17 protein-coding genes are annotated in these 19,564 nt (G+C 54.7%); 9 read left to right on the top strand and 8 right to left on the bottom strand.

Annotation, left to right across the window (positions count from 1 at the left end; genetic code table 11):
• Positions 1-3: 3 nt before the first annotated feature.
• Both nagA and nagB-II read right to left on the bottom strand, forming a co-directional pair.
• Positions 4-1,131 carry an N-acetylglucosamine-6-phosphate deacetylase gene (gene nagA, locus ACCI51_RS16285; protein WP_371844508.1) on the bottom strand — a complete coding sequence of 376 codons (1,128 nt, stop codon included), beginning with the start codon at positions 1,129-1,131 and terminating at the stop codon, positions 4-6.
• Positions 1,132-1,185: 54 nt separating this feature from the next.
• Positions 1,186-2,184 (bottom strand): glucosamine-6-phosphate deaminase NagB-II, encoded by a 999-nt coding sequence (gene nagB-II, locus ACCI51_RS16280; protein ID WP_371844507.1) that lies wholly within the window; start codon positions 2,182-2,184, stop codon positions 1,186-1,188.
• A gap of 294 nt (positions 2,185-2,478) precedes the next feature.
• On the opposite strand from nagB-II, the gene ACCI51_RS16275 reads away from it, so the two are divergent.
• Together ACCI51_RS16275 and ACCI51_RS16270 are read left to right on the top strand one after the other, a co-directional pair.
• A complete protein-coding gene (locus tag ACCI51_RS16275) occupies positions 2,479-3,345 on the top strand; it encodes a DUF6279 family lipoprotein (RefSeq protein WP_299585639.1) in 867 nt (288 codons plus the stop codon).
• 154 nt (positions 3,346-3,499) lie between these two features.
• Positions 3,500-4,786, top strand: coding sequence for an aminotransferase class I/II-fold pyridoxal phosphate-dependent enzyme (locus tag ACCI51_RS16270; RefSeq protein ID WP_371844506.1), 1,287 nt, complete (start codon positions 3,500-3,502; stop codon positions 4,784-4,786).
• A 60-nt stretch (positions 4,787-4,846) separates the two neighbouring features.
• Here ACCI51_RS16270 and ACCI51_RS16265 read toward each other — a convergent pair whose 3' ends face one another.
• From ACCI51_RS16265 to ACCI51_RS16255, 3 genes are all read right to left on the bottom strand, one after another.
• Positions 4,847-6,532, bottom strand: a complete 1,686-nt coding sequence (locus ACCI51_RS16265) for a lysophospholipid acyltransferase family protein (protein WP_371844505.1) — start codon at positions 6,530-6,532, stop codon at positions 4,847-4,849.
• The gene (locus tag ACCI51_RS16260; RefSeq protein WP_371844504.1) at positions 6,529-7,320 is read right to left on the bottom strand and encodes a UDP-2,3-diacylglucosamine diphosphatase; all 792 of its coding nucleotides are present in this window, start codon (positions 7,318-7,320) and stop codon (positions 6,529-6,531) included. Before ACCI51_RS16260 ends, ACCI51_RS16265 begins: the two co-directional genes overlap by 4 nt.
• A gap of 338 nt (positions 7,321-7,658) precedes the next feature.
• Positions 7,659-7,991 carry a DUF1820 family protein gene (locus ACCI51_RS16255; protein WP_172975496.1) on the bottom strand — a complete coding sequence of 111 codons (333 nt, stop codon included), beginning with the start codon at positions 7,989-7,991 and terminating at the stop codon, positions 7,659-7,661.
• A 181-nt stretch (positions 7,992-8,172) separates the two neighbouring features.
• On the opposite strand from ACCI51_RS16255, the gene miaB reads away from it, so the two are divergent.
• The 6 genes from miaB to ACCI51_RS16225 all read left to right on the top strand — a co-directional run bounded on the left by miaB (position 8,173) and on the right by ACCI51_RS16225 (position 14,910).
• Positions 8,173-9,540, top strand: coding sequence for a tRNA (N6-isopentenyl adenosine(37)-C2)-methylthiotransferase MiaB (gene miaB / locus ACCI51_RS16250; RefSeq protein WP_371844503.1), 1,368 nt, complete (start codon positions 8,173-8,175; stop codon positions 9,538-9,540).
• Positions 9,541-9,747: 207 nt separating this feature from the next.
• The gene (locus ACCI51_RS16245; protein WP_371844502.1) at positions 9,748-10,776 is read left to right on the top strand and encodes a PhoH family protein; all 1,029 of its coding nucleotides are present in this window, start codon (positions 9,748-9,750) and stop codon (positions 10,774-10,776) included.
• Between the two features lie 17 nt (positions 10,777-10,793).
• Positions 10,794-11,264, top strand: a complete 471-nt coding sequence (gene ybeY / locus ACCI51_RS16240; RefSeq protein WP_371844501.1) for an rRNA maturation RNase YbeY — start codon at positions 10,794-10,796, stop codon at positions 11,262-11,264.
• Between the two features lie 72 nt (positions 11,265-11,336).
• On the top strand, positions 11,337-12,230 hold the full coding sequence (locus ACCI51_RS16235) for an HlyC/CorC family transporter (protein ID WP_371844500.1): 894 nt from the start codon (positions 11,337-11,339) through the stop codon (positions 12,228-12,230).
• Between the two features lie 85 nt (positions 12,231-12,315).
• Positions 12,316-13,881 carry an apolipoprotein N-acyltransferase gene (gene lnt / locus ACCI51_RS16230; protein ID WP_371844499.1) on the top strand — a complete coding sequence of 522 codons (1,566 nt, stop codon included), beginning with the start codon at positions 12,316-12,318 and terminating at the stop codon, positions 13,879-13,881.
• Positions 13,882-13,992: 111 nt separating this feature from the next.
• The gene (locus ACCI51_RS16225; RefSeq protein ID WP_371844498.1) at positions 13,993-14,910 is read left to right on the top strand and encodes a TIGR01777 family oxidoreductase; all 918 of its coding nucleotides are present in this window, start codon (positions 13,993-13,995) and stop codon (positions 14,908-14,910) included.
• Between the two features lie 30 nt (positions 14,911-14,940).
• Here the strand turns inward: ACCI51_RS16225 and ACCI51_RS16220 are convergent, their stop codons facing one another.
• The 3 genes from ACCI51_RS16220 to ACCI51_RS16210 form a co-directional block, all read right to left on the bottom strand.
• Positions 14,941-15,318 (bottom strand): hypothetical protein, encoded by a 378-nt coding sequence (locus ACCI51_RS16220; protein WP_299585657.1) that lies wholly within the window; start codon positions 15,316-15,318, stop codon positions 14,941-14,943.
• A gap of 198 nt (positions 15,319-15,516) precedes the next feature.
• The gene (locus ACCI51_RS16215) at positions 15,517-16,188 is read right to left on the bottom strand and encodes a YdcF family protein (RefSeq protein WP_371844497.1); all 672 of its coding nucleotides are present in this window, start codon (positions 16,186-16,188) and stop codon (positions 15,517-15,519) included.
• A 113-nt stretch (positions 16,189-16,301) separates the two neighbouring features.
• A complete protein-coding gene (locus ACCI51_RS16210; protein ID WP_299585661.1) occupies positions 16,302-16,751 on the bottom strand; it encodes a zinc ribbon-containing protein in 450 nt (149 codons plus the stop codon).
• A gap of 162 nt (positions 16,752-16,913) precedes the next feature.
• On the opposite strand from ACCI51_RS16210, the gene leuS reads away from it, so the two are divergent.
• Positions 16,914-19,511 (top strand): leucine--tRNA ligase, encoded by a 2,598-nt coding sequence (leuS, locus tag ACCI51_RS16205; RefSeq protein WP_371844496.1) that lies wholly within the window; start codon positions 16,914-16,916, stop codon positions 19,509-19,511.
• The last annotated feature ends 53 nt before the right edge of the window (positions 19,512-19,564 follow it).

Below are 19,564 nucleotides of genomic sequence, written 5' to 3'. Positions count from 1 at the left end.
GCGCTATTCGCCGTACACCGGGCACCCACCGATCCAGGTTTTTTGCACCTGAAGATGCCGATCGAGCAAAATCAAATCCGCCCTGGCGCCTGGGGCGATCCTCCCCCCCTGCAACCCCAGGAACTGGGATGGATACAGGCTTGCCATGCGTAAGGATTCGTTAATTTCCAAGCCACACCAGCGGCTGAAATTGCGCACCGCACCCATCATATCCAGGTGCGAACCGGCCAGCTCTCCGGTAGTGGAGGTCAACCTGTCCCCCTCTCGGGTCACCACTCGATCATACAGCGGAAAACTCAGCGCATCGCTACCCACCAGAGACATGGCATCGGTGACTAACAGCAGTTTTCCACGCGGCTTGGCTTTGAGGGCAAGCGTCATAGCCTCCGCACTGACGTGATGACCATCGGCAATAATCCCGCACCAGGCTTCATCGCTAACGAGAGCGGTCCCCACCATCCCGGGTTCACGGGAATGCAACGGCGACATCGCATTGTACAAATGGGTAAAGCCCACGGCGCCCGCACGCAGCGCCAAGCGCACTGTTTCACCATCGGCATTGGAGTGACCGAGACAAACCCGCACCCCCATCGCTGCCAATCGATGAATATCCTCTACCGGAACTGTTTCCGGTGCCAGGGTAACGACCTTTACCCCCAGGTCCTCCCGCGCATAAATTCCCCACTCCTCAGCGCTAAGGGGACGAATAAATGACGACTCGTGGGTACCCTTTTTCGGCACACTCAGATGCGGCCCTTCAAAGTGAATCCCCACGACACCAGGTACCCGCTCCCGCAGTGCGGCACTGACCGCATTGGCAGCGCGCTGCATAACGTCGAGGCGGTCGGTGATCAGGGTAGGTAAAAAAACCGTGGTACCAAAACGGGCGTGGGCCTCGGCCATGGTGCGCAGCCCGGCAACGCTGGGCTCTTGATTAAACAGCACACCACCGCCGCCGTTCACCTGCACATCAACCAATCCCGGCGCTAGCAAGCCACGGACATAGGGCGCTGTGCCCTGGGCCGAATCACCGATGGAAACAATGCGGCCATCATCGGCGACGACCAGGGGCACATCCTGCAGAGTCTGCTCACCGTCAAATAGTGTCTCTGCGACCAGGGCAAAAGCCACACCCCCTCCTTAGCATTAAAATAATTCTTGGTCGTAAGTTTTTCCGGTAAATTATTACACGGTCTGGGTGACTTTTTTCAGACCTGCCGGCTCATCGGGATTAATACCGCGATTTACAGCCACATGGGCAACATCGATATAAAAACGCTGCAACAATGCCAGAGGCGCGATGCGCGGGTGTACACCCTTGCTGGGCACATGTAGGTTAATCAGGGTACCTCCCCGGCGCACGATGTCATCGATCTGCTCACTGTGCGCAACATATGATTCATCCTCAATGGGGACATTCACCACCGTCAGCCTGTCCTCAACCAGGGTAACCGGCCCATGTAAAAACTCCGCACTGGAAAAAGACTCCGCGTGAATATTGCATACCTCTTTGAGCTTCAGGGCCAGCTCACGGGTGATCGCATAACCGGGTCCGCGACCGAGCACAACCAAGTTTTGCACAGAAGCCAAATCTTCAGGCCGCAATTGAATCTCCGCGCGGACCGCCGCCTGCAGAGTTTCTGGCAGTTTTGCCAGGGCATCCCCCAGGGATTTATCCCCGCTCCAACAGGACACCAGTTGTAAAATCGCAGAGAGCGTCGCCAAATAACTTTTGGTCGCCGCCACTGCCTTTTCCGGGCCCGCCTTGAGGGGGATCAACTGATTGACAATGTCCTTGATGGGCGCCTGTTCATCGTTTACCAAAGCGACGGTATAAGCACCACAGTCCCTGGCCATTTTTGCCTGGGCGAGAATATCCGGGCTGCGCCCCGATTGGGATATTACCAACACCAGAGCACCTTCCAGCTTTAGCTTGCGCCCATAGACACTGGAAACCGAGGGCGCTGCGGCAAAGGTCGGCGTTCCCGTTTCTATCTCGATCAGGTACTTGGCGAAGACACCGGCGTGGTCAGATGAACCGCGCCCAACAATCATCACAAAGCGCGGCGAATGCGCACGTAAACGCTCCCCCAGCCGCGCCATGACTTTCGCATTACTGCGCAACTGTTCGGCTATTCTTGCCGGAGCCTCACGGGCTTCGGCTTCCATAGTCGTGGTGGCCATACTGCCCTCCACTCGGGCTATCACTTTCCACGGGGCTCAGCCCTCCCTGCAATGAAGCGAAGAGGGCTACAGTTATCAGTCTATGTGTTGGCCGCATACTGGGAGCCCTGTATTGCTGCGCAGGGTGAGTATTGTCACTTCTATTTGCAATTTCCCCGAGCACAAAAAGCAGGACTTCCCCTACTGATTTGCCCTGAAAAGTGATTGCGCGCCAAACGGCGCGTGCCCCCCAATCATCTATGCTTTTTAATAATTCCCCGGTAACAGTCGGGCAATGCTTACAGGAAAAAGTCAATGGCACAGGCCGGTGGCACGCCAATACACCGTTACTGGCGCAACGTTGCGTTACTAATTCTCTTACTGCTCATCAGCAGCTGCTCCAGCATCCAGTTTGCCTACAACAATGTGGATTATTGGATTCGCTGGAAAGTCCACAAATATGTCGAACTGGACAGAAACCAGAAGGGCGAATTACAGGCGGCCCTCAACAGCTTTTTTCGCTGGCATCGACAAACCCAACTCCCACGATACGCCAACTTCCTCGACAACCTGGCAGACCGGGTGGATAAGGGCGCACTGGAAAACCCTCAACTGCAACCAATAGAAAAACAGGTTCATCAGTTTCTAAAAGTGGCCAGTGAAAACACCTACAACTTAATACTGCCTTTGGCTGCGCAACTGAGCGACCAACAAATTAAGGAACTACAGGGTAACCTGTGGAAAAAAGAACAAAAGACCCTGGATAAGTGGCAACGCTCACCAGAGAAAATTAAGCACAAGCGAGACAAAATTATACGTAAGGAAAGTATTCGCTGGCTCGGCACCCTTACCGAGGCGCAAAAAAATATGATCTCTGCCTGGGTCGCCAAGATGGAATACAACCCTTTACAACGCATCGAACAACGCAGGCTGTGGCAATCAAAAACCTTTGAGTTATTACACAGTAAACCTGAGGGTTACCTGGAAGAAATACGCAGCCTGCTACTTAAACCAGAACAGCTCTGGTCAGCCGAATATCGCCAAGCCCAAGAACAACGCCAACAGCAGGCGCAGACACTGGCAAAAAAAATATTAACCAGCACCAGCCCCTCGCAACGGCGCCACCTGAGCCGCAACCTTAGAGAATATGCACAGGATTTCCGCGCCTTAGCCAGCCAATAAACGAGTGGGTGAGCATAGAGCAAAAAACCCACAGCTTGGGCGAGAACTCCAAATTTACACGAGGACAACCATTGAAAGCATTGCTGCGGGGCTGACGAAGCCCGCTTCATACTGCTAAGCTCACCGCCTCCAATGACCAGCCAGGGGACATCACGTGCAAATCGAATCCGCCAGTATTAGCCAGTTAGCGGAGTGGGAAAAAGAGTTGAGCACCCACTATGAGCGCATCCGCCAACACGAACTGAATCTGGACATCACCCGCGGCAAACCTTCAGCCGAGCAACTGAATCTATCCGATAAACTCGACGGTATCCTTTCCGGCGACTATCGCGCCGCCGGTGGTACAGACACCCGCAATTACGGCGGCTTGATCGGGCTCACCTGTGCCCGCGAACTGGGTGCGGATATGCTCCAGGTGCCCACAGAGGAAGTCATCGCCGGTGGCAACAGCTCCCTCACACTGATGTATCACGCAGTGCTAACTGGCTACCTGTTCGGATTTGCCGGCAATACCCCCTGGCGCGAGCTGAAGGCACCGAAGTTTCTCTGCCCGGTGCCCGGATACGATCGGCACTTCACCATCTGCGAACAACTGGGGATTGGCATGATCAATATCCCCGTGAATGCGCAGGGCCCCGATATGGATCTTGTCGAAAAGCATATCCGCGAGGATAACGAGATTATCGGTATTTGGTGTGTACCCAAGTATTCCAACCCCACCGGCGTTACCTACAGCGAGGAAACAGTAGAGCGCTTGGCACAACTCGGGCAAATCGCCAACCCGGGCTTTCGCATTTTCTGGGACAACGCCTATGCCGTACACGATCTCGGACACTACGTCAGCCTCCCCAGTATTCGTGCGGCCACTCTGGAAAATGACACTGCAGATTCTGTGCTTCAATTCGCCTCCACCTCCAAAGTGACCCACGCCGGAAGTGGTGTGGCTTTCGTCAGTGCCACTGGTGACAACCTGAAGTCTCTGCAGCAACAAATGCAGGCAATGACCATTGGTCCCGACAAAGTCAACCAGCTGCGACACTCGCGCTTTTTTACCGAGTGCACCTCCCTCAAGGATCATATGCGCAAACACGCCGATATCCTTAGACCCAAGTTTGACTGCGTGCTGGAACACCTGCATAACGGACTGGCAGGGATGAATCTGGGCCAATGGGAGAAGCCACAAGGAGGGTATTTTGTTTCCTTTAATACCCGTCCGGGCTGTGCCAAGGCGGTAGTAAACCTGGCCACGGAGGCTGGAGTAAAACTGACGCCGGCCGGAGCTACCTTTCCCTACGGCAAGGATCCAGAGGACAGTAATATCCGCATAGCGCCGAGTTTTCCTCCCCTGGAGGAACTCGATACCGCCATGGCAGTTTTTGTGCTGTGTGTAAAGTTGGCGAGTGTACGCCAAAGACTGAAACACCTACACCAGAAGGGATAGCCGCCTAGAAAGATCGTATTAATTGATAAAAAGGGCACCTTAACTGGCCGCCCTTTTTACTCACACTTCGTTTTCACTGGATAAATAGCGCCGCGCGAACTTTTCCTCGGCCATGCTCAAGTCAACAACCACAAGCCCATCCACTGCATCGCAGAAATCCGGATCGACGTTAAAGGCGTGAAAGCTGGTACCGCCCGGCCTTGTCAGTGCTGCATATTTTTTAAAAAGCGGCGGCAGGACTACGCCCTCCTCGCGCAGCAGCAACTTTAATTGGCGCATATCCGCAATAGAGCTCCCCGACAATAATGGCAGGGGCCCACCAGCCTGCAGGAAAGGCAGACGCGCATCTCCCAAGGAATTTTGCGGGGAAAAATAATGAGAGAAGTAGCGCACAATTGCAGATTTCGCCCGCACAGAGAAACTGCCCGGCATAGAAACCGGGCCAAATAAATAACGTACATCATTGCGTAAAACCCACTGACCAATAGCACTCCAGAGCAGATCCAAGCCCTTGCCTCGCCAGTATTCCGGTAGCAAAAAACTGCGTCCAAGTTCCGCAGAGCCCGGTAGGCATTGTCGTGGTGGGCTTGGGTAATTGAATAAAGTGCTGCTGTAAATTTCATCTTCCGCTAATACCTCCGTGCACGCCAGGCGGTAAGCGCCGGCAATTTGCCGGCGCTTGCGGTCCCAGAGCAATAGGTGATCATAGTGCGCATCAAAAGCATCCCAGTCCCGGCTCTGCCCAGTACCCTCACCTACTGCGCGGAACGCGATTTCACGCATCCGCGCCAGCTCCCGCATAACCGGGCAATCCGCCCCCTGGCGATACAGGCGTACAGAAAACTCTCCCTGGGCAATCAATGCTTCACAACTTTGGATGACTTTTTCAACCTCTGCCTGAGACTCCGCAGCTGCAATAAGTTCCGGGCCCAGGGGCGCGGGAGAGCGATGCAGCTGGTAAACATGTTTACGCCAGAGCGCAGCCTGGGCGCGAGGCGTCAATGGCCAGGTGCGGAAGTGCTCCGCCTCCAGGGGGCGGCCAATTCGGATATCAATCCCTCGACTGGCCTGCTTAAACATTTCACGAATCAGCCAAAGTGTGGACAGGGGCTTGTTCATCATTGACAAACCGTAAAACCACCAGGAATTCCTGCCGAGTACCTGCATAGGTAAAATCGGCGCATTGACCTTTTCCGCAAAGCGGACAAATCCTGGATTCCAACGCCCATCGCGTACGCCTTTGGGACTGAGGCGTGAAACCTCTCCGGCGGGAAAAATAATTACAGCCCCCCCCTGATCCAGATAATCATAAATCCCCTGTACATCCGCACGGCGGGTACGCCCATTAAAATTATCCACCGGCAAAAAGTAGGAGCGCAGAGGTTTAATATTCCACAGCAATTCACTAGCAACTGCGCGCACATCTCGGCGCACCCTCGCCACCATATCGATCAGTGCCAATCCATCCAGGCTGCCCAGGGGGTGGTTGGCAACGATAATCAAGGGACCCGTTGTCGGCACCCGCTCTAATTCCGAGGGATTTAATTCATAACGAAAATTCAAATCGGTAAATAATTGACGAATAAAATCCAATCCCCCCAAGTGGGGATAGCGCCGCCCCAAGTCGACAATTCTCTCCTCACAGCATATTTTTTTCAGAGTGGCGGAAACCAATTTTCGCGTTGGCTTTTGTGGTGCTGCGCTGTACCAGGTATTTTTTTGCAAGAGTGCTTCAAATTGAATCATGCGGCCACCACCTCTGTCATTATGCTGGCTATTTTCGGCGTCTGGTACCAATGCAGCAGCTCCAGGTTGCCATTTTGTTGCTCCACTATGGCACTCATTGAATCGACCCAATCACCGCAATTGGCATAAATTACCGGGCTACCACCATTATTTTTACTGCGTAGCGCCGGGCGATGAATATGCCCACAGATAATTCCATCCATTCCCCGAGCGTCCGCCGCAGCAACAGCGACACGTTCAAAGTCACTCATCATCTGCCGGGCCGTACCCACCCGGTTTTTTATCTGGCTGGCCAGAGACCACCAGGGCTTATTGAAACGACTGCGCCAGTAATTAATCCAGCGGTTCAAGCGCAACATCAGGTAATAACTGCGGTCACCGATGTGGTAACTAACCGGATTAATTTTTATATGGTGCTCAAATTGATCCCCATGGGTGACCCAGTAGCGCTTGCCGCCCGCAGCAGTGTGCACCCAGTCCCGTTCAATCCGGATATTACCCAGTCGCTTACCCGCCCAGCTGCGCATGGGGGCATCGTGATTACCGGGGATATAAATGACTTCCGGGATAAGGTTGCTCAACTCCGAAAGCATACCCAGCAGTAGGGAAGATGCCTGACACCAAGTGCCCCTGCCCTTGGATAGGGCATACATATCGAAAATGTCCCCCACCAAGTACACCTTATCGGCACGGTTCTGTGCCAGAAAGTCCGCCAGCCGGTGGGGCTCACTGTCTCTACTGCCTAAATGGACATCGGATACCCACAGCGCACGGTAGCGATTGCTCATAGCAAGGTTCCAACCTTTGATCAGTGATCAACTTGCAATCAGGGGCTGATAAACGACTTACTGGGCGCCAAAGTAAGCGTCACACACGGTGTCAGTCGTATATATCAGCCGGGGGCTTGCAAGCTGGATACAGGCGGGTACCTATCGAGCATCAATTCAGGATCAAACTTGAGTAAAATCGATAATCACCCGCACAATCACTTTGCAGCGATTCGATGACAACCCGGAGGATTTTTATTGAAGCTTATATTGCAGTGAAACCCGAAGGACTGCGAGGGTTTTAGGCGCCCGAATCAGCCAGGCCAAAGACCTGCTGATTCGGTGAAAAAAGGGGAGGATTACTCAGTATCTTGGGGATGACGAATAGGCGGTGCGAAAGGGAATTTTGCTACTTTATCGCCCTTAACCTCGACAATTTTTCCGGTGCCTTCTTTCTCCACCTCATCAATACGCACAATACTGTGCATGGGAATATAGGAGCGGGTCACCGAGGCAAATTCGGTTTTCAGTTTTTCTTCACTCGGGTCCACTACCAGCTGGGCCTTCTCCCCAAATACGAACTCCTCGACCTCAATAAAGCCGTACATATCGCTCTGATAGATAGCCCGGGCATAGAGTTCATACACCTGGTTCTGGTTGTGGAAAATCACTTTATATATCGGGTTGGCCATAAGTCTCTCAGGATGGGGAATACCCCGAAGCTCGAAGTTGTTCAGAAAACGGGCAATGCCCGAAAAAGCGCGCAAGAATAGCACAGGTTCTCAAGCGCTAATATAGCCATCTATGCAGTGCCGAGTCCTGTCGCTATAATGCCCCACCCGTTTAATTGACCAGTTTTTAATCAGGCGCGATATGTCCGATACACCGGCGAAAAAGCTATACATCAAAACCCACGGTTGCCAAATGAATGAGTACGATTCCGCCAGGATGCGCGATCTACTCGGCGAATCACACGCGATGGTACCCACCGACGATCCTGAAGAGGCGGACGTGCTACTGGTCAACACCTGTTCTATTCGCGAAAAGGCCCAGGAAAAGTTATTCCACCAGCTCGGTCGCTGGAAGCGCCTCAAGGAAAAAAATCCCGAACTGGTGATTGGCGTCGGCGGCTGTGTCGCCAGCCAGGAAGGCGAAGCCATCGCCAAGCGCGCCCCCCATGTAGACCTGATCTTTGGCCCGCAAACCCTACACCGCTTGCCAGAAATGATGGAAACCAAAGAGCAGAAAAACGGCGTTGTAATCGTCGATATCAGCTTCCCTGAGATCGAGAAATTCGACCGCCTGCCCCAGCCAGAAGCCGATGGTGTCTCAGCCTTTGTCTCTATTATGGAAGGCTGCTCCAAATACTGCACATTCTGCGTGGTTCCCTACACCCGCGGTGAAGAGGTAAGCCGGCCGGTCGCCGATGTACTGGAAGAAGTCGCACATTTGGCCGAGCAGGGTGTGCGGGAAGTGAACCTGCTGGGCCAAAACGTCAACGCCTACCGAGCTGCCGGCGAAGACGGCCAAGAAGTGGATTTCGCCGAGCTGATCACCTACGTGGCGGCGATTGATGGTATCGACCGCATCCGCTATACCACATCACACCCGGTCGAGTTCTCCGATGCACTGATCGACGTGTACGCACAGGTACCAGAACTGGTCAGCCACCTTCACCTGCCGGTACAAAGCGGTTCCGACCGTATTTTGATGGCTATGAAGCGTGGCCACACAGCGCTGGAATACAAATCGAAAATCCGCCGCCTGAAAAAGATTCGCCCGGATATCTGCCTATCCTCAGATTTTATCGTGGGCTTCCCCGGTGAAACCGACAGAGATTTTGAAGCCACCATGAACCTGATTCAGGACGTGGGCTTTGATCTCTCCTTCAGTTTTATTTACTCACCACGCCCGGGAACCCCTGCTGCCGACCTGCCCGACGATACCCCGGAAGAGGTTAAGAAAGAGCGCCTGAAATTACTGCAAAACCGCATCAACCAGCAGGCTCAGGCTATAGCCAGACATATGGTGGGCAATACCGAGCGGGTACTTGTAAGCGGAGTTTCCAAGAAAGATCCGGGCCAGTTACAAGGGCGCACGGAAAACAACCGAGTAGTCAACTTCCGTGCCGACGATTTGGCCCTGATTGGTAAGTTTGCCGACGTACTGATCGAAGAAGCCCTGCCCAATTCCCTGCGCGGTACCCTAATCACTTCTGAGCTGGAAGAGGACCTGCTCTAAGGTTCTCTCAAATCCCACATCCCGGCAAGGTGTGCTTAAAAACCACTCCTTGCCGCCAAAATAGCCTAACAGCACCGCTGAAATTACAAGCTGTAATTAAAATCGGGTAAAGTTAGAACCTATTGGTAAGATCCAAGGCTTTCCTATCCAGGGAAAATGGGTATACCCTAGCAATGAACACTACAAATTAAGGTGCCGGAAACCAGTTTGGAAACTCAAGCTCTCGCTCACAATATCACTCTCGAGCCCAATGACGCTCGACGCCTCGCCAACCTCTGCGGTCAGTTCGACCAGCATTTGCGCCAAATAGAACAGCGACTGGGTATTGAAATCCGTAATCGGGGCAACCAGTTCGCCGTCTACGGCGACCCGAAAACGGCCAAGGCTGCCTGTGAGTTGCTGAGCGCCCTCTACAAGGAGACCGGCACCCGCGATGACCTGACGCCCGATGAGATCCATTTGGCTCTACAACAGGCAGGCGTAGAGGAATTGCTCCGCAAGGGTGAAGGGGGCGAATCCACAGAAGCCGACCAGGTGGTATTGATTCGCACCAAAAAGTGTTCTGTACGCCCGCGTGGTTTAAACCAACGCAAGTACGTGCATGCGGTACAGAGCAACGATATCAATTTCGGTATAGGCCCCGCCGGTACCGGCAAAACCTATCTGGCGGTCGCCTGTGCAGTCGAGTCCCTACTTAAAGACCAGGTGGAACGCATTCTGTTGGTGCGCCCTGCGGTGGAAGCCGGTGAAAAACTCGGCTTTCTCCCCGGTGACCTAAGCCAAAAAGTAGACCCCTACTTACGCCCACTCTACGACGCCCTCTACGAGATGCTGGGCTTTGAGACGGTCGGTAAGCTGATAGAACGCAACGTGATCGAAGTAGCTCCTCTGGCCTACATGCGCGGGCGTACACTCAATAACGCTTTTGTGATTCTCGATGAGAGCCAGAACACCACCCGCGAACAGATGAAAATGTTTCTGACCCGAATTGGTTTCGGCTCCACGGCGGTGATCACCGGAGATCCGAGCCAGGTGGACCTGCCACGCGGGCAGGCCTCGGGCCTGCGCCACTCCGTGGAAGTACTCAACAAGGTCAACGGTATCAGCTTTACCCATTTCAGCGCCAAGGATGTGGTCCGCCACCCTCTCGTACAGCGCATCGTGGAAGCCTACGATATCCACGAGGCGGAACGGGATGCCAACATCAGTAACAAAGCCGATGAGAACGCCGCCTGAGGTCCCCCCGCATAGTTATGATTGACTTGACCCTCGATGTGCAGCGGGCGAGCCGCTGCAGCAGCCTCCCCCCCGATGAAAAGATCCACACATGGGTAATTAGCGCCCTTTCCAGCCAACGTGAAGAAGCCGAACTAGCGGTGCGTATCGTCGATGAAGATGAGAGCCGACAGCTCAACGCCCAGTACCGGGGCAAAGACAAACCCACCAACGTTTTGTCTTTCCACACAGACTTCCCCGCGGAGCTGAATCTACCCCTGCTGGGAGACTTGGTCATCTGCGCACCGGTTGTTGAGGAAGAAGCGAAACAACAGGGCAAATCATCCGAAGCACACTGGGCACATATGCTGGTCCATGGCACACTGCACCTTCTGGGTTATGACCACATCGAAGATAGCGATGCGGAAATCATGGAAAAGCTGGAGACAAGCCTAATGGCTCAACTCGGCTTTGCCGATCCCTACACGCCTCTCGATGAGGCGGGGTGATGGCCCCCGGCCGAGATGAAAGTGACCCATTAACGATTCCTGAATTGACAACAGACGAGAGATACCCGGAGCATGGCCACTTCCATGACCACAGACGAGCCCCCAAGTAGCCACTCTTCCAGCAAGCCCCGGTCGAGTGAAAAAAACTGGCTGGAAAGACTGTTTGGCGCATTTTCCGCCGAACCGAAGTCCCGTGATGAATTGCTGGATATCATCAAAGATGCTGCTGAAAACCAGCTGGTCGACGCCGAGGCACTGTCCATTATTGAAGGCGCCCTGGATGTATCCAGCCAGCAAGTTCGGGAGATTATGATCCCCCGCTCGCAGATGGTGGTTGTGGGTCTGCAGGACAAGCCCGAAACGTTTCTCCCCAAAATTATCGAATCTGGTCACTCCCGCTTCCCCGTGGTTGGCGAGAGCATTGACGATATTCGCGGAATACTGCTGGCTAAAGACCTATTACCTCTGCTCCTCAAAGGTGTCGGCGAATTCCAGCTCGAAGACATTATTCGCCCGGCCAATATTATCCCCGAAAGCAAGCGCCTGAATATTCTCCTGCGGGAATTTCGTGAAAATCGCTACCATATGGCCGTTGTTATCGACGAGTATGGCGGTGTATCCGGCGTGGTCACCATTGAAGATATCCTCGAAGAAATTGTTGGCGAAATCGAAGATGAAACCGATGAGGAAGAAGCGGATAGTTTTATTCGTCGCGTGGGCGAGAATGACTATATCGTCAAGGCCCTCACCCCCATCGAAGAGTTCAACGAATTTTTTGATTGCACGTTCAGCGATGAAGAATTCGACACGGTTGGTGGTCTGATTATGCAATCTTTCGGCCACCTGCCTGGCCGAGATGAAGTCACCCGCCTAGGCGACTTCCTATTCCGGGTGCTCTACGCGGACAGCCGGCAGATCCACCTGCTTCGCGTTGCCCATATGCGCAAGCCGCCCGATGAGGATTAAGCGGTATGCCCGCTGGGCGACACTGGTCAAAATTCCTCGGGGTTGAGAGCTCGGCGGCACTGGCGGCTATCGATTAAGCGAGTCTATGCGAAGAATACTATTACCCCTCGCCGGCGCTAGTGCCGGCGGGCTGATGACATTGTCCCTCGCCCCCTTTGACTACTGGGTGTGCGGCCTCCTGTCCCTGACCCTGCTGGCGTGGTTATTCCTGTTCGCCGCCCGCGGCACCCCGCTGCGCGGGCGCAACGCCCTCTGGTTGGCTTTTTGCTATGGATTCGGCCTGTATGCCACAGGTGGCTCCTGGGTCTATGTTTCCATCACGAACTTTGGCAATTCCTCGCCCGCCCTAGGGCTCGCCCTCACCGGGGGATTTGTCGCCTTGATGGCAGCGCTTTTGGCCGCGCCTTTTTATTTTCTCGGCCGCTTCACTGCCAACAAATTCAGTTTTGCCCTGGCCTTTGCCGCCCTCTGGTTTATCAGCGAGTGGTTCCGCAGCTGGATGTTCACAGGATTCCCCTGGTTGTTCGCCGGCTACGCCCACCTGGAAACCTGGTTGTCCGGCTGGGCGCCGGTGCTGAGTGTCTATGGAATCGGCTTGCTACTGGCCCTCTCCGGGGCAGTATTGGCGCTGGCTGCCAGTGGCCGCCTGGCCCCCCTCAAGCAACCCGCCCATATCGCACTGATTAGCGCGGCGCTTCTCCCCTGGCCTCTCGGGGCTGCTCTCTCCAAGATCCAGTGGACCCAGGCCGAAGGTGGCTTAATCACAGTGGGGTTAGTACAGGCGAACATCCCGCAGGAAAAAAAGTGGCTCCCAGAATTTCGCGGGGAGACCATCAGTCGCTACCAAGAGGGCTCCCTCGCCCTGAGTGAGCAGGATGTAGATGTGATTATCTGGCCGGAGGCAGCACTCCCCATGCTGTACGGTCAGGCGCCAAACCTAATGCAGGCCCTGCAGCGCAATGCGGAAAAAACCGGGATTGATCTGATCAGCGGTATTCTTTACGACACACGCAGCCCAGAAAGCGGCGCCAAGAAAGTACACAATTCCGCAGCCGTTTTTGGCCGCAGCCCCAGTGTTTACCACAAACGTCACTTGGTGCCTTTTGGCGAGTATGTCCCCCTGGAGGACTTCATCAGGGGGACCATTGAATTCTTTAACCTGCCCACCTCCTTTATCCGTTCCGGCCCCGATCAACAGGGCCCACTCAATGCGGGAAAGGCCAGTTGGGCCCCCCTTATCTGCTATGAAATTGTCTATCCTCGACTGGTAGCCGATAGTGCCCTCTCAGCCCAGGTACTCCTCACCATCAGTAACGATGCCTGGTTTGGCGACTCCATAGGGCCATTGCAACATATGCAGATGGCGCAGATGCGCGCGCTGGAAACAGGGCGCTACCTAGTACGCGGCACCAATACCGGTGTGAGTGCCATCGTTGACCCCCACGGAAGCATCCTCAAACAGCTACCGCAGTTTGAGCAGGCCAATATGACCGGCGATATTCGTGCAATGCGCGGCTCCACCCCCTTTATGCTCGCCGGCATATCCACAGTTTTTACGCTGGCCATACCAATGCTGGTACTGGCAATGCTGCTGCAGCGCCGGCGGTCCGATAAGGTCAAAAAACCTCTCACCGGCGGAGTAGCCGAATAATAGCCCCCGCCACAGCCCTTGCTCTAGCAGGCAGTCGGGGCCCCGCCCCTGGGGATGCCTGCTATGCTGCAAGCAATTTACCAGTGAAATTTTGGCGGGGATGCCCAGTCTATGCATTGCTTAATCAGTGGTGGCACCGGCCTGATCGGTAGACTTTTTTGCCAGCGCTGGCTCGCCCGCGGCGACACGCTCACCGTATTGAGCCGCCAGCCGGATAAAGTTCGCAGGCTCTGTGGAGAGTCGGCCAAGGCCTGTGGTACACCCGAAGAGGTTCAAGAACGGGTGGATGTTGTAGTCAACCTGGCCGGTGAACCCATATCCAGCCGTTGGACTGAGAAACGCCGCGCCGAAATTCGTAACTCCCGCCTAAACACCACCGAAAGATTAGTGCGCTGGACCCTCGCCCAGCGAGAACGGCCAGACTACTTCCTGTCGGGGTCCGCTATCGGCTACTACGGGGACCGCGGAGGGGAATTACTGAGGGAGGACAGTTCTCCTGGTGGCGGGTTTTCCGCTCAACTCTGCCGCGACTGGGAAGCAGCCACACAGCCCCTGCAGAGAGCAGGCATGTGTGTTGGGACAATTCGCACAGCAGTAGTGCTATCCACCCGCGGCGGTGCACTGCCAAAAATGTTGCCTGCTTTCCGCCTGGGCCTGGGGGGACCGATGGGCTCCGGTGAGCACTGGATGAGCTGGATTCATGAGGAGGATGAGGTTGGTCTGATACTTCATGCAATCGACAAGCGACTTTGCGTACCTTTTAACGCCAGTGCACCCGAAGCCGTCACCAACAACAGTTTCAGTCGCCTATTGGCCAAACAGCTACACCGCCCCTCTTTGTTTCGCTCACCCGCCTGGTTGCTCAAAACCCTGTTCGGACAGATGGCGGAAGAACTACTCCTGGCCAGCGAGCGGGTGGAGCCTCGTGCCGCTCTGGATAGTGGCTACAGCTTTCAGTTCCCCACCCTGGAGCAGGCTCTTGCAGACCTGCTCAATCAAAATAGCGCTACCAATAAGGCCCGCGCCTAGCGTATACCACGTTGAAAACAGTCTCTTAAATCAAGCGGCAACAACGCTGCTTTCCAGAGCCTGGGTCAAATAGCGCCGGCTGGACTCACTGGTTACCAAGTCCCCGTGGCACCCCATGGGCGCAGAGCCAACCCACTGCGCATGCCAGCGATACCACTGGGTTTCTTCGGCGCCAACACGCAATTCAATAAATTCTACTATCGATGGATCCAGACGGAATTCTCGGACAATTTGCCCGGCAAAGGTCTCGAAGTTTTTATTCAACTGAGCTCCACTCTCAAGCCCAGCACAGAGGAAAAACAGGATTCGTCCATCCTGATCCACGCGCTTGTAGCCAATCCATACCGCCCGGTTTAGTCGGTTGTGCAGCTGGATGGGAGCAAAGTTAGCCGGGATGCCCTTTGGCATAAGGTTATCTCGCTTATTGTTATGATTGTTATCCACAGTCGCTACTCCATTCTAAAAAGTGATCAGCGGGTTGACCCTGTGGCGCCAGTCGACCATTTAGCTCGGTGCAACCAGTCTGCTAAGACCTGCGGTACAAGGCGCGTCGCCTATTCCTTCATACACGATAAGTCTCAGAGATTCCCTCACTGCAAAAGTTCCTCAACATCTGCCAGCCTCCGGCAGTGGCCTCAGTTGATACCAAGCTTGTGCCAACAGCTCTCTCCAATAGATCTGTGTGCACAATAGAGCCGCCGCACTGGGTATCCATCGCCGAACCTCATCCCGAGCCCTAGGTAGCAATTCGGACACACTCCCCACCGGTAGGGGTTGAACCTGTAGACCGGCGCGGGTAAAAACCGCTGCAGCCCTGGGCATGTGCCACCAGTGGGTGGCGAGCACAATACTTTCAACACCTGAGCTACGCAATATTTCCGCACTGTTTACGGCATTCTCTGCAGTAGTGCGACTGCAATCATCGCGCCAACTCACCGGGCGAGACAACTCAGATTCGAGTAAATCCACCATTAACTGTGCTTCGGTCGCACGCTTGTTCGGATGGACTCGTCCACCGGAAACCAGGATCGGCATTCCTTCAGGCGCATTCTGAACCGCCCAAAGAACCCGCTCCAGGCTGGGAGCAGATAAGCGCTCACTTCCAGACTCACCGTCCCTATAGCTCCCGCCCCCGAGAATTACAACGGCCTGCGGGGCTGGAGCCCTGGCAGGAAGATCCGGCACAGTTCCCAAGCATTTGCCAAGCCAACCAGAAAAGGCCGGCGTGCCGCTGAACCAAAGTAAAGTAAAAGAGAAAATCGCAAGGGGCAAAGACACCCTCTCCAAGAGGGAGCCCACAGGCAAAAAACGTATTAAGAATGCCACAAGCAGACCCAGCATAGGTGCCAAAGGCGGAATCAGCAGATTCACCATTGCCCTGGGGAGCTCGATCAATACTCTAAACCGCCCTCTATCTGCCTGAAACAGCCATAGCCACAGCGATGGCAGGGAGTAACTTGGCTTTTCTCCGGTGGCTGGGCGCGATAGCCACACCCGAGGCACTGCAACTCCTCACCGGCACCTACCGTCTCGCCAGCCAGAGCCCAGGGCTTACCCTCGCGGATACAGCGCATCAGATTTGGCCAAGCGGTTTCTGTGGGGTCCGCTGCATTTAGTAGCCAGTCCCCTCCACGCGCCTCCAAAGTGCGCAATTCCCCGCCCAGGCCCCGCACATAATCCTTCGCGCGGTGCAGGTCATCCTTCAGCCAAGCGCGAAGAAAGGCGACTTTATTGGCGGTAAGGTTCTCAACCGCCAGCTCTCCCTCGATTAAATCTTCCAGGTCTTCACGAAACTCATCGGCCAGATCGTCCTTCGGCGGTAACTTCGGTTCCTTCGTCACGGTATCCCTCCTATAATCTCGCGTTTACGCATCCTAAATAGATGCTTCGGGGAAATCCTTGATCACGATCAATTCTTTGCTTGTAGATCTCAGGCCGCCCCCACCAGAACACCCAAGGGTTCCCCCGCAAAATTTTGATCACAGAGTATAGGTCCCCAATCGATGGAAGAGCAGTACACCCCCTCCGCAGTCGAAGCTTCCGCCCAGGAATTCTGGGAGGCGCAAAAGAGCTTTGAGGTTCAGGAAGATACCGGCAGGGAAAAATTCTACTGCCTATCCATGTTCCCCTACCCCAGCGGCAAACTGCACATGGGCCATGTGCGCAACTACACCATTACCGATGTTATTTCCCGCTACCAGCGTATGCAGGGTAAAAATGTTTTGCACCCCATGGGTTGGGATGCCTTTGGTCTTCCGGCAGAAAACGCCGCGATCCAAAATAAAACCGCGCCGGCCAAATGGACCTACGCCAATATCGAGTATATGAAAGGCCAGCTAAAGGCCCTCGGCTTCGGCTTCGACTGGTCCCGTGAGCTGGCCACCTGCCAGCCTTCTTATTATCGCTGGGAGCAATGGTTCTTTACCCGACTCTACGAAAAGGGGTTGGTTTATAAGAAGAACTCCGCCGTGAACTGGTGCCCGCATGACCAGACCGTACTCGCAAACGAGCAGGTTGAAGATGGAGCCTGCTGGCGCTGCGGCACCACTGTGGAGCGGCGTGAACTGGCCCAGTGGTTTATCAAGATCACCGACTATGCCGAAGAGCTGCTCAACGACTTGGACAAGTTGCCGGAGTGGCCTGAGCAAGTGCGGACCATGCAACGCAATTGGATCGGTAAGAGCCGCGGTGTGGAATTGAGCTTCGCCCTGCCCACAACCGTCGCGGGCATGGACCACTTCGATGTCTATACCACCCGCCCGGACACCCTGATGGGGGTCACATACGTATCCCTCGCTGCTGAGCATCCGATTGCGCTGGAATTAGCCCAGGCTAACCCTGAGCTAAAAGACTTTATTGCAGAATGTAAAAAGCAATCCTTGTCTGAGGCCGATATGGCCACCATGGATAAAAGAGGCATGGATACAGGCCTTAAGGCCATCCACCCCATCAGCGGTGAAGAGGTTTCGGTCTGGGTGGCTAATTATGTGTTGATGGATTACGGTTCTGGCGCAGTGATGGCCGTACCCGCCCACGATCAACGTGACTGGGAGTTTGCTCAGAAATATCAGCTACCTATCACTCAGGTAATAGAGCCTGCGGACGGCCAAGAGATCGACCTGAGCAAAGAGGCCTTTACTGAGAAAGGCAATTTGGTAAATTCAGGGAGCTTCGATGGCCTGGATTTTGATGGGGCCTTTACCGCAATTTCTGAGGTATTGGCAGCGGCCGGCAAGGGCCAGGTAACGACCAATTACCGTCTGCGCGACTGGGGGGTGTCTCGCCAACGTTACTGGGGCGCCCCTATCCCCATGTTCAACCTGGCCGATGGCGGCGAAATCCCAGTGCCCGCTGAGAAACTGCCGGTTTTACTACCGGAAGATGTGGAGCTGGACGGGGTTCAATCGCCGATAAAAGCCGACCCCGAGTGGCGCAAAGACGAACTCAATGGCACGCCGGTAGAACGCGAAACCGACACCTTTGACACCTTCATGGAGTCCAGCTGGTACTACGCGCGCTACACCTGTCCTGATTTCGAAGAGGGGATGCTCGACCCAGATCGCGCCAACTACTGGCTTCCCGTAGACCAGTATGTGGGTGGTATTGAGCACGCTATTTTGCACCTGTTGTACGCACGCTTTTTCCACAAACTGATGCGTGATGAGGGCCTGGTCAACACCGATGAGCCCTTCAAACAGTTGTTATGCCAGGGCATGGTTTTGGCAGAGTCCTTCTTTCGGGAAGAGAGCGGCCACAAAACCTGGATCAACCCAGCCGACGTGGATGTGGAGCGGGATGAGAAGGGCAAAGCCATTAAAGCCATTGAGCGCGCGACCGGTGAAGAGGTAACCGCCGGCGGCGTAGTGAAAATGTCCAAGTCGAAAAACAACGGGATTGACCCCCACGCCGCAGTTAAAGAATACGGTGCTGATACCGTGCGGCTGTTCACCATGTTTGCAGCTCCTCCCGAACAGACTCTGGAATGGCACGAAACAGGTGTAGAGGGCGCCAGCCGCTTCCTGCGCAAACTGTGGAAAACCGTTCATAGCCATGTTGCCGCTGGCTCCTGCGAAGTGGAAATTCATCAGCAGTCACTGAGTGACAAGCAGCAGCAACTGCGTCGCAAGGCCCATGAGACCATCCAGAAAGTCGGAGACGATTACGGTCGTCGACAGACTTTCAACACTGCTATCGCCGCAGTAATGGAGCTTCTCAATGAAGTAAATAAACTGGCTGAGCGGGATAGCGAACAGGGTCTTGCCGTTGAGCGGGAGGCATTACAAGCCGCGGTACTGCTGTTGGCACCGGTTACTCCGCATATCTGCCACCAATTGTGGCGGGTACTGGGTAATTCTGACTCCCTAATTGATGCGCCTTGGCCCGCTGTGGATAAGGAAGCCCTGATCCGTTCAACTATTACCCTGGTAGTACAGGTCAACGGTAAAGTCCGTGCCAAGCTTGAAGCGCCAGCCGATGCTGGCAAAGAGAGCCTGGAAAAACTGGCGCTGGACAATGAAACCGTGCAGAAATTTATCGGCGATACCACAGTACGCAAAGTGATTGTTGTACCGGGCAAGCTGGTAAACATTGTTGCCAAGTAGGCCCCAGCCCACCTGCCGGGAGCACCATGCTCCCGGCTAGCTTCTGCACAAAC

The sequence above is a fragment of the Microbulbifer echini genome (genome assembly GCF_041447225.1).
Taxonomy (GTDB): Bacteria; Pseudomonadota; Gammaproteobacteria; order Pseudomonadales; family Cellvibrionaceae; genus Microbulbifer; species Microbulbifer echini.
Note: the sequence above shows the minus strand (reverse complement) of the source record. Positions and strands in the feature narration are given on the sequence as shown.

What these genes read in the sequence shown, in the direction of transcription:
- ACCI51_RS16265 (WP_371844505.1), bottom strand. Translation starts at nt 6,532, where the DNA reads ATGATTCAATTTGAAGCACTCTTGCAAAAAAATACCTGGTACAGCGCA.
- ACCI51_RS16275 (WP_299585639.1), top strand. Translation starts at nt 2,479, where the DNA reads ATGGCACAGGCCGGTGGCACGCCAATACACCGTTACTGGCGCAACGTT.
- ACCI51_RS16235 (WP_371844500.1), top strand. Translation starts at nt 11,337, where the DNA reads ATGGCCACTTCCATGACCACAGACGAGCCCCCAAGTAGCCACTCTTCC.
- miaB (WP_371844503.1), top strand. Translation starts at nt 8,173, where the DNA reads ATGTCCGATACACCGGCGAAAAAGCTATACATCAAAACCCACGGTTGC.
- lnt (WP_371844499.1), top strand. Translation starts at nt 12,316, where the DNA reads ATGCGAAGAATACTATTACCCCTCGCCGGCGCTAGTGCCGGCGGGCTG.
- ACCI51_RS16255 (WP_172975496.1), bottom strand. Translation starts at nt 7,991, where the DNA reads ATGGCCAACCCGATATATAAAGTGATTTTCCACAACCAGAACCAGGTG.
- nagB-II (WP_371844507.1), bottom strand. Translation starts at nt 2,184, where the DNA reads ATGGCCACCACGACTATGGAAGCCGAAGCCCGTGAGGCTCCGGCAAGA.
- ybeY (WP_371844501.1), top strand. Translation starts at nt 10,794, where the DNA reads ATGATTGACTTGACCCTCGATGTGCAGCGGGCGAGCCGCTGCAGCAGC.
- leuS (WP_371844496.1), top strand. Translation starts at nt 16,914, where the DNA reads ATGGAAGAGCAGTACACCCCCTCCGCAGTCGAAGCTTCCGCCCAGGAA.
- ACCI51_RS16260 (WP_371844504.1), bottom strand. Translation starts at nt 7,320, where the DNA reads ATGAGCAATCGCTACCGTGCGCTGTGGGTATCCGATGTCCATTTAGGC.
- ACCI51_RS16220 (WP_299585657.1), bottom strand. Translation starts at nt 15,318, where the DNA reads ATGCCAAAGGGCATCCCGGCTAACTTTGCTCCCATCCAGCTGCACAAC.
- ACCI51_RS16225 (WP_371844498.1), top strand. Translation starts at nt 13,993, where the DNA reads ATGCATTGCTTAATCAGTGGTGGCACCGGCCTGATCGGTAGACTTTTT.